Origin of the sequence: Mycobacterium paraffinicum (assembly GCF_001907675.1) — a bacterium.
Lineage (GTDB): Bacteria > Actinomycetota > Actinomycetes > Mycobacteriales > Mycobacteriaceae > Mycobacterium > Mycobacterium paraffinicum_A.
In genome coordinates this window covers 1-12,765 of sequence record NZ_MPNT01000062.1, presented here as the reverse complement: position 1 = coordinate 12,765, position 12,765 = coordinate 1, and the positions used below count along the sequence as shown (strand labels likewise).

The following is a 12,765-nucleotide window of genomic DNA, read 5'->3' as shown; positions in this document are numbered from 1 at the left end:
AAGGCCGGGCGGCCAGTCCTTTCAAGCCGCACCACCAGGCCGGCAACCGACATGCCGCCTCACCCGACCCACCCGGGTCACAGCACAACGTAACAACACGAAGTAACTGCACCTACGAACTTAAGGACCTGACATGTTGCATTCGGTGATTCTGGCGAGTTCGGACCCGGTCGCGGCGGGCTTTATCCTCCGCGGAATCAAGGGAATTTTCGTCGCCATCGGCAGCGTGATCGCCGCAATTGTCTGCGGATTAATCGCAATGATGAAGGGCCGCAACCCGCTGGGCTGGGGAATTCTCGGGCTGTTCTTCTCGATCCTCACCCTGATCGTCGTTATCGTCATTCCCAGCAAGAAATAACCCGACGTGGGCTACCGCCCGAGTTGCGAAAGAACTTCGGCGACAACCGAATCGGCGGGCGCCGAAACCTGCTCGCCCGTCGCGAGGTCCTTCACCCCGACCGTGCCCGCCTCGATGTCCCGGTCGCCGAGCACCAGCGCGATCCGGGCGCCCGAACGGTCGGCCGCGCGCATCGCGCCCTTGAGTCCGCGGTCGCCGTAGGCCAGGTCGACGCGGACGCCGGAGGCGCGCAGCTGCGCGGCCAGCACCGCCAGCTCGAGCTTGGCCTGCTCGCTCAGCGGCACCCCGAACACGTCGCAGCGGGTCGCCTCCCCCACGCTCTTGCCCTCGGCGCGCAGCGCCAGCAGGGTGCGGTCCACGCCGAGCCCGAACCCGATCCCGGATAGGTCCTGGCCACCGAGCTCGCGCATCAGGCCGTCGTAGCGGCCGCCGCCGCCGATGCCCGATTGCGCGCCCAGACCGTCGTGCACGAACTCGAAGGTGGTCTTCGTGTAGTAGTCCAGCCCGCGCACCATGCGCGGGTTGATGACGTACGGCACGCCGAGCGCGTCCAGGTGGGCCAGCACGGTGTCGAAGTGCTGCTTGGCGACGTCGGACAGGTGGTCGAGCAACACCGGCGCGTCGGCCGTCATGGCCCGCACCGCGGGGCGCTTGTCGTCGAGCACCCGCAGCGGGTTGATCTCGGCACGCCTGCGGGTCTCGTCGTCGAGGTCGAGCCCAAACAGGAACTCCTGCAACAGTTCCCGATACTGAGGACGGCAGCTGTCGTCGCCAAGCGAGGTGATCTCCAGGCGGAATCCGTCGAGCCCCAGCGACCGGAAGCCGGCGTCGGCGACCGCGATCACCTCGGCGTCCAGCGCCGGGTCGTCGACGCCGATCGCCTCGACGCCCACCTGCTGCAGTTGCCGATAGCGGCCGGCCTGCGGGCGCTCGTAGCGGAAAAACGGCCCCGCGTAACAGAGTTTGACGGGCAACGCACCGCGGTCGAGCCCGTGCTCGATCACCGCGCGCACCACGCCGGCCGTGCCCTCGGGGCGCAACGTCACCGAGCGGTCGCCGCGGTCGGCGAACGTGTACATCTCCTTGGACACCACGTCGGTGGATTCGCCGACGCCCCGGGCGAACAGCGCGGTGTCTTCGAAGATCGGCAACTCGATGTCGCCGTAGCCGGCCCGACGGGCCGCGCCCAGCAATCCGTCGCGGACCGCCACGAACTGCGCCGAGTCGGGCGGCACGTAGTCGGGAACCCCCTTGGGGGCAGAGAACCCGGTCACGGGCTCAGGCCTTCGATGAACGGGTTGAAACGACGCTCAGCGCCGATGGTGGTGGCGTTGCCGTGCCCGGGCAGGACCACAGTGTCGTCGTCGAGCACCAGCAGCTTGCTGACGATCGAGGTCAGCAGGTCGCGGCCGCTCCCGCCGTGCAGGTCGGTGCGCCCCACCGAGCGTTCGAACAGGGTGTCACCGGTGAACACATAGTCTATATCCCCGACCACCCGGAAGACCACCGACCCGCGGGTGTGACCCGGGGTGTGGTCGACGTTGACGGTCACGCTGCCCAGGTCGAGCTTGTCACCGTCGCGGTCCAGCTCGACGACCTGCTTGGGCTCGCGGAAGAAGGCGCCGGCCACCAGCTGGGCCACGCGCGGGCCCAGGCCGTAGATCGGGTCTTTCAGCATGAACCGGTCCTCGGGGTGGATGAAGGTCGGGCAGCCGTAGGTGTCGGACACCTTCTGCGCGGACCACATGTGGTCGATATGTCCGTGGGTGAGCAACACCGCGGCCGGGGTCAGCCGGTTCTCGTCGAGGATGCGCCGTAACGGGCCCATCACCCGTTGCCCCGGATCCACGATGACGGCGTCCGTTCCCGGCCGCTCAGCCAGCACATAGCAGTTGCACTGCAACATGCCGGCGGGAAATCCGGTGATCAACACGGTTCCCAGTTTCCCACGGGCCCCACTTGACACCGGTCGCGGCGCCCACATTAGCCTGAGCTGGCCACTGACGCCTTTTGCGGGCCCCGATCTACCGACCATGGAGGCATACGGCCGTGCCGACCAACGAACAGCGACGTGCCAACGCCAAGCGCAAGCTCGAACGGCAGCTCGAGCGCCGCGCGAAGCAAGCCAAGATGCGCCGGATCGTGGTGATCGCCGCCGGCTCGCTGGTGGCCGTCGCGGTGGTTGTCGCGGTGGTGCTCGCGGTGATCAACACCAAGAACGAGCACAAGAGCAATAGCGCCCCGAGCTCCCCCACCCCGACCCCCAGCAGCTCCTCGGAGACCACGACGCCGGCCGGGCCGACGCCGCCCGTTCCGCCGTTGCCTGCGTTCAAGCCGTCCGCCGACCTCGGCGCCAACTGCCAGTACCCGGCGTCGCCGGAACCGGCCGCCAAGCAGGTCAAGCCGCCGCGCACCGGCAAGGTGCCGACCGACCCGGCCCAGGTGAGCGCCAGCATGGTCACCAACCAGGGCCGCATCGGGCTCATGCTGGCCAACAACGAATCGCCTTGCACGGTAAACAGTTTCGCGAGCCTGATCGGTCAGAAGTACTTCGACAACACCAAGTGCCACCGGCTGACCACGTCGGCGGACCTGGGCGTCCTGCAATGCGGTGACCCCAAGGGCGACGGCACCGGCGGTCCGGGCTACCAGTTCGCCAACGAGTACCCGACCGACCAGTACCCGCCGAACGACCCGAAGGCGCAGCAGCCCGTCCTCTACCCGCGCGGCACCCTGGCGATGGCCAACGCCGGCCCCGGCACCAACGGCAGCCAGTTCTTCATGGTGTACAAGGATTCCCAGCTGCCGCCGCAGTACACGGTCTTCGGCACCATCCAGCCCGACGGGCTGGCCACCCTGGACAAGATCGCCAAAGCCGGCGTGGCGGGCGGCAGTGAGGACGGCGCCCCGGCCGCCGAGGTCACCATCACCTCGCTGTTGCTCGACTAAAGCCAAGCAGCACAACGCCGATTGGTGAGAATCGCGCGACCCGCGGGCGGTCCACCGCTTAAGGTCGTGGCGTGGGGTCAGAATCTTTCGGGCATTACCAGTTGCTGGACGTCCTGGGGCGCGGCGGGATGGGCGAGGTCTACCGCGCCTACGACGCCGCCACCGACCGGGTCGTCGCCCTCAAGGTGCTGCCGCCGAACATGGCCGAGGATCAGGAGTTTCAGCAACGATTCCGCCGGGAGGCGCGCATCGCGGCGAGCCTGAACGACCCGCATGTCGTGCCCATCCACAGTTACGGGGAGATCGACGGCCGGCTCTATGTCGACATGCGGCTGATCGAGGGCCGTGACCTGTTGCAGTACATCGCCGAAAACGGTGGGCGCCTGTCCCCCGAGCGCGCGGTCGCGGTGATCGAACAGGTTGCCGCGGCCCTCGACAGCGCCCACCAGGCGGGATTGGTCCATCGCGACATCAAGCCGAAGAACATCTTGGTCACCAAGGCGCGGGACTTCGTCTACCTGATCGACTTCGGCATCGCCCGCACGCTGGCCGACACGTCGCTCACGCAGACCGGTCACACGATGGGCACCGTCGCCTACATGGCGCCCGAGCGGTTCAGGGGCGCAACGGATCACCGCGCCGACGTGTACTCGTTGGCCTGCGTGCTGCACGAGTGCCTGACCGGCGCGCGCCCCTATGTGGGCGAGAGCCTCGAGGAACAACTCAACGCCCATCTCAACACCCCGCCGCCGCGACCGTCGACAACCGCGGCCGGCGTATCCCCGGCGCTCGACGCGGTGGTGGCCCGTGGGATGGCCAAAGATGTTGAACAGCGCTATCAGTCGGCGATGGAGCTCGCCGAGGCTGCCAGGGCGGCGTTGTCCACTCCGGCCGGGACCGCGGCATGGGGTCCCCCGCCGCCGCCGGCCGCCCCGCCTCCGCCGGCCGCCGGGCCGCCCACGCAGGACTTCCCCCCGACGGGCCCCCATCCCGACCCGCAGCCGTCGTATAGCGCCCCGACGCACTCCCGACGTCTGTTGCTGGGCATCGTCGGCGCATCCGCGCTGGCGCTGGCCGCGGTGGTGGCGCTGGTCGTCGCGCTGGTGACCCAGAACGACGGGTCCGCCAACGGCGCGGCGTCCACCAGCGCGTCCCGCGCACGGGTACCCGGCAGGCAGGGTTCGACATCGGGACCGACCGGCCAGGCCATGGCGACCGTACCGCCGTTGCCGGCGTTCGCGCCGCCGACCGACCTGGGCGCCAACTGCCAGTACCCCAGCGCGCCGGACACCATCGTCAAACCCGTCAGCCCGCCCCCGCCCGGCAGGGTCTCCACCGAACCCGCGGAAATCCCGGCCACCATCTCCACCAACTTCGGTGACATCGGCATCCAGCTTGCCAACTCCGAATCCCCTTGCACCGTAAACAGTTTCGTCAGCCTGGCCAAGCAGCAGTTCTTCGACAACACCCAGTGCGCCCGGCTGATCAACTCCACCGACGGCGGATCGCTGCTGTGCGGCGGTCCCGAGTCCGACGGCTCCGGCGGCCCCGGCTACCAATTCGCCGACGAGTACCCGACCAACCAATACCCGGCCGGGGACCCCGGGCTCAGGGCGACCGTGATTTATCCGCGCGGCACGGTGATCATGGCCGTCGACGGGCCGAACACCAACGGCAGCCAGTTCTCCCTCGTTTTCCGGGACTCCGAATTGCAGCCGACGAGCACCGTGCTCGGCACCATCAGCCAGGCCGGTCTGGCGGTTCTGGACAAGGTCGCCGAGGCCGGCATCGCCGGCAACCGGCAGAGCGGCGCCCCCACCAACCCCGTCACCATCACCTCGGTGCGCATCGGCTAGGACGCGCCACACCGGGTACCCCTCCTGCGATCCCAAGGAGGAGGGCGGTATGGCAACCAACAGCGCGGTGGAGATCCGTTTCGGGGCACCGGAGAACGTGCTGGAAGTTCAACTGGGCACCGTCGAAGTGGACGTACCGCGATCCGTGGGTTATTTCGGCGGGTTGATCGCCGCGGTCGGGCTGGGCCTGATCGAACCGCCGCTGGCGGTCTTCATCGCGGCGGTACCGCTGTTCAAGGTGCTGACCAACAGCGCGCTGCCGCGGACGGTGCGCGTCGTGGGCGAGGTGCTGGAGGGGGCGGCCAAGCCGGTGGGCAGCGACGCGGAGGGCGTGATCGTGTTGGAGGACCAGCACGAGTCCGACACGAAGGTCGTCAGCCTGCTCCCGCGGGGCGAGCGGGCCCGTTAGGCCGCGGATGTGACGCGGTAGACGTCGAAGACGCCTTCGACGTTGCGGACCACGTTGAGCAGATGCCCGAGGTGCTTGGGGTCGCCCATCTCGAAGGTGAACCGGCTGATCGCCACCCGGTCATTGGAGGTGGTGACCGACGCCGACAGGATGTTGACCTTCTCGTCGGCCAGCACCCGGGTGACGTCGGAGAGCAGCCGGTGCCGGTCGAGCGCCTCGACCTGGATGGCCACCAGGAACACTGACGACGGCGACGGCGCCCAATGCACCTCGATGATCCGCTCCGCCTGCTGTTGCAGCGACGCCGCATTGGTGCAGTCGGTGCGGTGCACGCTCACTCCGCCGCCGCGCGTGACGAATCCCATGATCTGGTCGCCGGGCACCGGCGTGCAGCACTTGGCCAGCTTGGACAGCACCCCCGGCGCGCCGGGCACCGAGACGCCGACGTCGTCGCTGCTGCGCGGGCGGCGCAGCATGGTCGTCGGCGTGGAGCGCTCGGCCAGCTCCTCTTCGGCCTGGTCGATCCCGCCGAGTTCGGCGAGCAGCCGCTGCACCACGTGCCGAGCCGACACGTGGCCCTCGCCGATCGCGGTGTAGAGGGCGGACACGTCGGTGTAGTGCAATTCGCGGGCCACCGCGGCCATGGATTCGCCATTGACCAAGCGCTGCAAGGGAAGTCCGCCCCGGCGCACCTCACGCGCCATCGCCTCCTTGCCGGCTTCCAGCGCCTCCTCACGCCGCTCCTTGGCGAACCACTGCCGGATCTTCGCCTTGGCGCGCGGCGACACCACGAACTGCTGCCAGTCGCGCGACGGACCGGCGTTGGGCGCCTTCGACGTGAAAACCTCGACGACTTCGCCGTTTTCCAGCTTTCGCTCCAACGCCACCAGCCGGCCGTTGACCCGGGCGCCGATGCAACGGTGGCCGACCTCGGTGTGCACGGCGTAGGCGAAGTCCACCGGCGTCGACCCGTTGGGCAGGGTGATCACATCACCCTTGGGGGTGAACACGAAGATCTCCTGCACCGCAAGGTCGTAGCGCAACGATTCCAGGAATTCGCCGGGGTCGGCGGCCTCCCGCTGCCAGTCGAGCAGCTGGCGCATCCAGGCCATGTCGTCGATCTCGGCGGCGGCGTGCGGATGCGGAACGCCGTTGCGGCCCTTGGCTTCCTTGTAGCGCCAGTGCGCGGCGATGCCGTATTCGGCGGTGCGGTGCATGTCCCGGGTGCGGATCTGCACCTCCAGCGGCTTGCCCTCGGGGCCGACGACGGTGGTGTGCAGCGACTGATAGACGCCGTATCGCGGCTGGGCGATGTAGTCCTTGAACCGCCCCGCCATCGGCTGCCACAGCGAATGCACCACGCCGACAGCGGCATAGCAGTCCCGGATCTCGTCGCACAGGATCCGGATGCCGACCAGGTCGTGGATGTCGTCGAAGTCCCGTCCCTTGACGATCATCTTCTGGTAGATGGACCAGTAGTGCTTGGGCCGGCCCTCCACGACCGCCTTGATCTTCGAGGCGCCCAGGGTATTGGTGATCTCGGCGCGGACCTTCGCCAGGTAGGTATCCCGCGACGGGGCGCGGCCGGCGACCAGCCGGACGATTTCGTCGTACTTCTTCGGGTGCAGGATCGCGAAGGACAGGTCCTCCAACTCCCACTTGACGCTCGCCATACCCAGCCGGTGAGCAAGGGGCGCAATGACTTCCAGCGTCTCGCGGGCCTTGCGCGCCTGCTTCTCCGGCGGCAGGAAACGCATGGTGCGCATGTTGTGCAGCCGGTCGGCGACCTTGATCACCAGCACCCGGGGGTCGCGGGCCATCGCGGTGATCATCTTGCGGATGGTCTCACCCTCGGCGGCGGTGCCCAGCACCACCCGATCCAGCTTGGTCACGCCGTCGACGAGGTGCGCCACCTCATCACCGAACTCCTCGGACATCTGCTCGAGCGTGTAGCCGGTGTCCTCGATGGTGTCGTGCAGCAGCGCGGCCACCAAAGTCGTGGTGTCCATGCCCAATTCGGCGAGGATGTTGGCGACGGCCAGCGGGTGCGTGATGTAGGGGTCGCCGGAGTGGCGCAACTGCGTGGCGTGCCGCTCGTCGGCGACCTCGAAAGCCCGCTGCAGCAGCGACAGGTTCGCCTTGGGATAAATCTCGCGGTGCACCGCCACCAGCGGTTCCAGCACCGGGTTGAGCGTGGTGCGCTGGGAGGTCATCCGGCGGGCCAGCCTGGCCCGGACCCGGCGCGACGCGCTGCTGGAGGTCTTCAGCGTCTCGGTCGGCTGCTCCGGCGGCTCGGCGGCCTGGGCCGTGACCGGCTCCCCGACCAGCAGGGACTCCGCGACGTCAGTGGGCGCGTCAAGCGCCTGCGCCGCGCTCTTCTCGTTCGCCACGTTTGTCACCTCCGACCTCGAGGATATCGCGCGGTTGGCTCGCTAGACCCGACTCAGGCTGTGCAGTGGCAGGTCCGCGACCGCCTGACGGCCCCCGAGCGCGGTCAATTCGAGGACCACCGCCGCCGCGATCACCGTGGCGCCGGTCCGTTCCAGCAGCCGTGCGGCCGCGGCCAGGGTGCCCCCGGTGGCCAGCACGTCGTCGATGATCACCACGTGGCGTCCCCGCAAGTCGATGCCGTCGGCGGGGATCTCCAGCGTGGCGCTGCCGTACTCCAGGTCGTAGTGCTCGGCGTGCACCGGCGGCGGCAGCTTTCCGCCTTTGCGGATGGCCAGCACGCCCGTGCGCAGCCGGTCGGCGACGGCCGCCGCGGCCAGGAACCCGCGGGAGTCGATCCCGGCGACCAGGTCGGCGCCGGACGCGATCTCGGCCAACGCGTCGGTGACCGCCGTCAGTCCGCGCGGGTCGGCGAACAACGGGGTGAGGTCCTTGAACTGGACCCCCGGCTTGGGGAAGTCCGAGACCTCGCGCAGCAGCGAGGCGATGACGTTGGCCACCGACGAGGTCCCACCGACGCTCGTCACTGCACCAGCGCCCATCGGTCCATGTTCCAGCCCGCACCCCAGCGGGTCGGGTTCTTGCTCACCGCGTACATCTTCTTCGACATCAGGAGCGTGCGTTGCTGCCGGTAGAGGGGCAACGTGGGCATGTCGCCCCACAGTACCGGCGCCGCCTCGCCCAGCAGCCGGACGCGTTCGGCGGGGTCGGCCGACACGGCCAGCGCCCCGATGGCGCTGTCGACCTGTGGGTTCGCGTAACCGGACAGGTTGTTGCCGTTGCCGCTGTGCAGGTCGTAGGCGTCCATCGCCGACGACCCCGTCGACCCGCTGCCGGTGGCGCCGCCGGTGCTGGCCAGCAACACGTCGATCTTGCCGTCCTCGAGGGCCTGCGGCCCCGAGGTGTCCAGCGGAACGTTGGTGACCGTGATGCCGGCGGCGGCGCAGGACTTGGTGATCACCCCGACGTTGACCGCGAGCCGCGCGTTGGGCCCCTGGTAGCCGATCCGGACCGTCGTCGGCACACCGCCCAGCGCGGCGCGGGCGGCGGCGGGGTCCGCCTTGGCGAACTGGGCGGCCTCGGCGGCGCCGTCGCCTGCGGTGACGGGGTCGTCGGCGGCGGGGTTCAGGCGCGAATTGGCGATCGGCACCCCGGTGTCGCGCGCGAGGGTGTCGCGCGGCGTGCACAGCGCGAGCGCCCGCCGGGCCTTGGGCTGCGAGAGCGTGCCCTGCGGGGCGAAGATCAACTGCTCGACGCCCGCCGACGGGGAATCGGCGCGACTGTAGTTGTCCGGGGTCGTCAGCGTTCCCGACGAGCCCGCCGCCACGTCGACCACGTCGACGCTGCGGTTGTTGACGCGGTCCTGGATGTCGGGGCCCTGCGGCCACACGGTGATGCGTTTGGTGATGGCTTTGGGACCCCACCATCGGTCGTTGGCCACGAGCACCACCGCGCCGCCGTCCAGGACGCGTTCGATCTTGTACGGGCCGGAGGACGGGAAGTTCTTGAGGTCCAGGCCGGGCTTGAGGTCCCAGATGGTGTTCCACAGCTTGGCGATCTGCTGCACCAGCTGGGCGTTGTTGCTCAGCAGCGCCGCCGTCACGTCGATGTGCAGCTGATCGGCGATGACGTGCGACGGCATCAGTGTGGTGGCGGTGAACAGTTGGTTGTAGTCGACGACGCCACGGTCCGGGATGAACGACACCCGGGCCTTCTTCTGCCCGGGCAGGCATTCGACGTTGGCGATGTCGAGGTAACCGGCCTGGGTGGCGGCGTTGAAGTCGGGGTACCGGCCGGACTGGGCCGCCCAGGCCAGCACCAGGTCGTCGCAGGTCACCGGCTTGCCGTCGGAGTACACCGCGTTGTCGGCGATCTGGTAGTCGAGCACCAGCGGCGAACCGCTGACCACCGAGACGGTGCCGAAGTCATGGTCGGCGACGGTCTGCCCGTCCGGGCCGTGGTAGCTGAAGCCGGCGAGCGTGCGCGCGAAGGCCTGCGGCCCGGCCGATGCCGCGCCGACGACGGTGTTCGTGTTGTAGGTGACCAGCCGCCCGTCGACCACGTAGTCGATCTGCGAGGCGGCGCTGCCCGAGCACGCGTTCAGCGTGACGGCCGCGACGAGCATTGCAGCCAAACCGATAGCGCCCCAAGCGAGGCGATACCTGGCGGCCATGGGCTACCGCCGGCCGGCGTTTCGCTTGCCGCTCGGACGCCGGGTCCCGGTTGGGCGCGCCGGGCGCGCGCCCGGCGCGGGCTTGTTCGGTGCGGGCTTGTCGGACGGGGTGGTCGCGGTGGTCTCCGGCGACGCGGAATCGTCCTCGGTGGCCTTGGTCTCCTCGGTGGCCTTGGTCTCCTCGGTGGCCTTGGTCTCCTCCGGGGGTTCGGCGCCGCCCTTGCGGCGTCGCGTGACGCGGCGGGTGTGCGTGCGCACCAGCTCCGTGCGCTCGCGCAGCGTGACCAGCAGCGGGGTGGCGAAAAAGATCGACGAGTAGGTGCCGACGATGATGCCGACCAGCTGCACCAGCGCCAGGTCCTTCAGCGTGCCCACCCCCAGCAGCCACACCGCCACCACCATCAGCGCCAGCACCGGCAACACGCCGATCAGGCTGGTGTTGATCGAGCGCATGAAGGTCTGGTTGATCGCCAGGTTGGCCTGTTCGGCGAACGTGCGGCGGGTGGTGTGTTGGAAGCCGTGGGTGTTCTCCTCGACCTTGTCGAACACGATCACGGTGTCGTACAGGGAGAAACCGAGGATCGTCAGCAGGCCGATGACGGTGGCCGGGGTGACTTCAAAACCGACCAGCGAGTACACCCCCGCCGTGACGGTCAGGTCGAAAACCATGGTCGTCAGCGCGGAGACGGCCATGTATCGCTCGTACCGCACCGTGATGTACAGGCTGACCAAGGCCAAGAACACCACCAGCGCGATCAGCGCCTTGTTGGTGATCTGGTCACCCCAGGTCTCGGATACCGCCGCGTCGCTGATGGCCTGCTTGCTGGGCTTGCCGTCGGCGCCCTTCGGCTGGAAGGCGTCGAAGAGGGCGTTGCGCAGCTTGGTCGTCTGGTCGTTGGTCAGCGTTTCGGAGCGGATCTGTACGGTCGCAGATCCGCCGTTGCCGACGATCACCACCGACTCGGGATCCCGGCCGATGGTTTTCCTGAAGACGTCGGACACCTGCGACGTCTGGACCGTGCCGCGGGGCATCGACACGGTGGTGCCGCCCTTGAAATCGATGCCGAAGGTGAAGCCCCGCAACAGGATTGACAGTATCGCCACCGCGACGATCGCCCCGCTGATCCCGTACCACAGCCGGCGGCGGCCGATCACCTCGAACGCGCCGGTGCCGGTGTAGAGCCGCGAGATGAAGCCGTGCCGCTGCCCGCCGGCGCCGCCGTCGGTCAGTTGCGCGGCGTCGCTGGAGGCCTCGGTGATTTCGGTCGTGTCCTTGGCCTTGGATGCCTTGGAGGCACTCATGGGCTATCCCCGTCCCGTTTTCACTTGCGAAGCCCGGCGTTCGCGGGCCACCTGCTGAACGGCGCCCAGGCCGTTGTATGCCGGTTTGGCCAACGTCGGCGACTTGGACGCCAGGTAGATCATCGGCCAGGTCACCAGGAACACGACCACGACGTCGAGGATCGTGGTGAGCCCCAACGTGAACGCGAACCCCCGCACCTGCCCGATCGCCAGGGCGTACAGGACCGCGGCGGCCAGGAAGGTGACCGCGTTGCCCGACACGATCGTCTTGCGGGCCCGCACCCAGCCTCGGGGCACCGCCGATCGAAACGATCGACCCTCGCGGATCTCGTCCTTGATGCGTTCGAAGAACACCACGAACGAGTCCGCCGTGGTGCCGATACCGATGATCAGACCCGCGATCCCCGCAAGGTCCAGGGTGTAGTTGATCTGACGGCCCAGGATCACCAGGATCGCGAAAACCATTGCGCCGGAAGCGATCAACGACAGCGCGGTCAGCAGACCCAGCACCCGGTAGTACAGCAGCGAATATAGCAACACCAGGACCAGCCCGATCGCACCCGCGATCAGTCCCGCCCGCAACGACGTCAATCCCAGTGTCGCCGAGACGGTTTGGGCCTCCGACGCTTCGAAGGACAGCGGCAGCGAGCCGTACTTGAGGACGTTGGCCAGCTGCTTGGCGGTCGCGGCGGTGAACGGCGGGTCGCCACCGGTGATCTGCGTCCGGCCGCCGGGGATGGCTTCCTGGATCATCGGTGCGCTCACGACCTGGGAATCCAGGGTGAAGGCGGTCTGGGTGCCGATGTGGGCGGCGGTGAAGTCGGCCCAGGTGTTGGCGGCCGCCGGCTTGAATTGCACGTCGACCACGTAGCCGATGCCGCGCTGGTTCATCCCGGAGGTGGCGTCCTGGATCTGGTCGCCACTGATGATCGACGGCGCCAGCAGGTACGCCACCTTGTGGTCGGTCGAACAGGTCACCAGGGGCAGGTTCGGGTCGTCGTTGCCGGCGAGGATGTCCTCTTTGTCGCAGCGGGTCGCCTGGAATTGCAGCGCCAGGAACTGGACGCCCTGGCGGGTGCTCTGCCGCCATTTCTTCTCATCGGCGATGCGATCGGCGAGCTCCTTGCGCGGGTCCGGGGGCGCCGGCTGTTCGGCCGGCGGCACGTCGGCCGGTGGCGCGTTGCCCGCAGGGCTGGGGGGCGGTGCGGGGGGCGCTGGCGTGGGGGCGGCGGCGAGGTTTTTGGGGGTGGTGGTGGGGGGGGGGGGGGGG

At 68.7% G+C, this 12,765-nt stretch carries 11 protein-coding genes; 4 read left to right on the top strand and 7 right to left on the bottom strand.

What is annotated here, in order from left to right; translation table 11 throughout:
* Nucleotides 1-133 precede the first annotated feature (133 nt).
* On the top strand, nt 134-358 hold the full coding sequence (locus BRW65_RS30425) for a deoxyribodipyrimidine photolyase (protein ID WP_067752684.1): 225 nt from the start codon (nt 134-136) through the stop codon (nt 356-358).
* 11 nt (nt 359-369) lie between these two features.
* Here the strand turns inward: BRW65_RS30425 and hisS are convergent, their stop codons facing one another.
* Nucleotides 370-1,632 carry a histidine--tRNA ligase gene (gene hisS, locus BRW65_RS30420; RefSeq protein WP_073881135.1) on the bottom strand — a complete coding sequence of 421 codons (1,263 nt, stop codon included), beginning with the start codon at nt 1,630-1,632 and terminating at the stop codon, nt 370-372.
* Nucleotides 1,629-2,291, bottom strand: coding sequence for an MBL fold metallo-hydrolase (locus tag BRW65_RS30415; protein ID WP_073881133.1), 663 nt, complete (start codon nt 2,289-2,291; stop codon nt 1,629-1,631). Before BRW65_RS30415 ends, hisS begins: the two co-directional genes overlap by 4 nt.
* 116 nt (nt 2,292-2,407) lie before the next feature.
* On the opposite strand from BRW65_RS30415, the gene BRW65_RS30410 reads away from it, so the two are divergent.
* The 3 genes from BRW65_RS30410 (at nt 2,408) to BRW65_RS30400 (ending at nt 5,572) form a co-directional block, all read left to right on the top strand.
* A complete protein-coding gene (locus tag BRW65_RS30410; protein ID WP_073881131.1) occupies nt 2,408-3,307 on the top strand; it encodes a peptidylprolyl isomerase in 900 nt (299 codons plus the stop codon).
* Between the two features lie 71 nt (nt 3,308-3,378).
* Entirely contained in the window at nt 3,379-5,163 is a 1,785-nt protein-coding gene (locus BRW65_RS30405; RefSeq protein WP_073881129.1) for a protein kinase domain-containing protein, read from the top strand.
* A 49-nt stretch (nt 5,164-5,212) separates the two neighbouring features.
* Nucleotides 5,213-5,572, top strand: coding sequence for a hypothetical protein (locus BRW65_RS30400; protein ID WP_073881127.1), 360 nt, complete (start codon nt 5,213-5,215; stop codon nt 5,570-5,572).
* On the opposite strand, the gene BRW65_RS30395 is transcribed toward BRW65_RS30400, so the two are convergent.
* From BRW65_RS30395 to secD, 5 genes are all read right to left on the bottom strand, one after another.
* Nucleotides 5,569-7,962 (bottom strand): RelA/SpoT family protein, encoded by a 2,394-nt coding sequence (locus BRW65_RS30395; protein WP_073881137.1) that lies wholly within the window; start codon nt 7,960-7,962, stop codon nt 5,569-5,571. The two genes, BRW65_RS30400 and BRW65_RS30395, sit on opposite strands and share 4 nt — an antisense overlap.
* 42 nt (nt 7,963-8,004) lie before the next feature.
* On the bottom strand, nt 8,005-8,562 hold the full coding sequence (locus BRW65_RS30390) for an adenine phosphoribosyltransferase (protein WP_073881125.1): 558 nt from the start codon (nt 8,560-8,562) through the stop codon (nt 8,005-8,007).
* Nucleotides 8,544-10,193 carry an ABC transporter substrate-binding protein gene (locus BRW65_RS30385; protein WP_073881124.1) on the bottom strand — a complete coding sequence of 550 codons (1,650 nt, stop codon included), beginning with the start codon at nt 10,191-10,193 and terminating at the stop codon, nt 8,544-8,546. Before BRW65_RS30385 ends, BRW65_RS30390 begins: the two co-directional genes overlap by 19 nt.
* Before the next feature lie 3 nt (nt 10,194-10,196).
* A complete protein-coding gene (gene secF / locus BRW65_RS30380) occupies nt 10,197-11,495 on the bottom strand; it encodes a protein translocase subunit SecF (RefSeq protein WP_073881122.1) in 1,299 nt (432 codons plus the stop codon).
* Nucleotides 11,496-11,498: 3 nt separating this feature from the next.
* Nucleotides 11,499-12,765, bottom strand: a 1,267-nt coding sequence (gene secD, locus BRW65_RS30375; RefSeq protein WP_139273335.1) for a protein translocase subunit SecD, incomplete at its 5' end; no start/stop codon positions are given.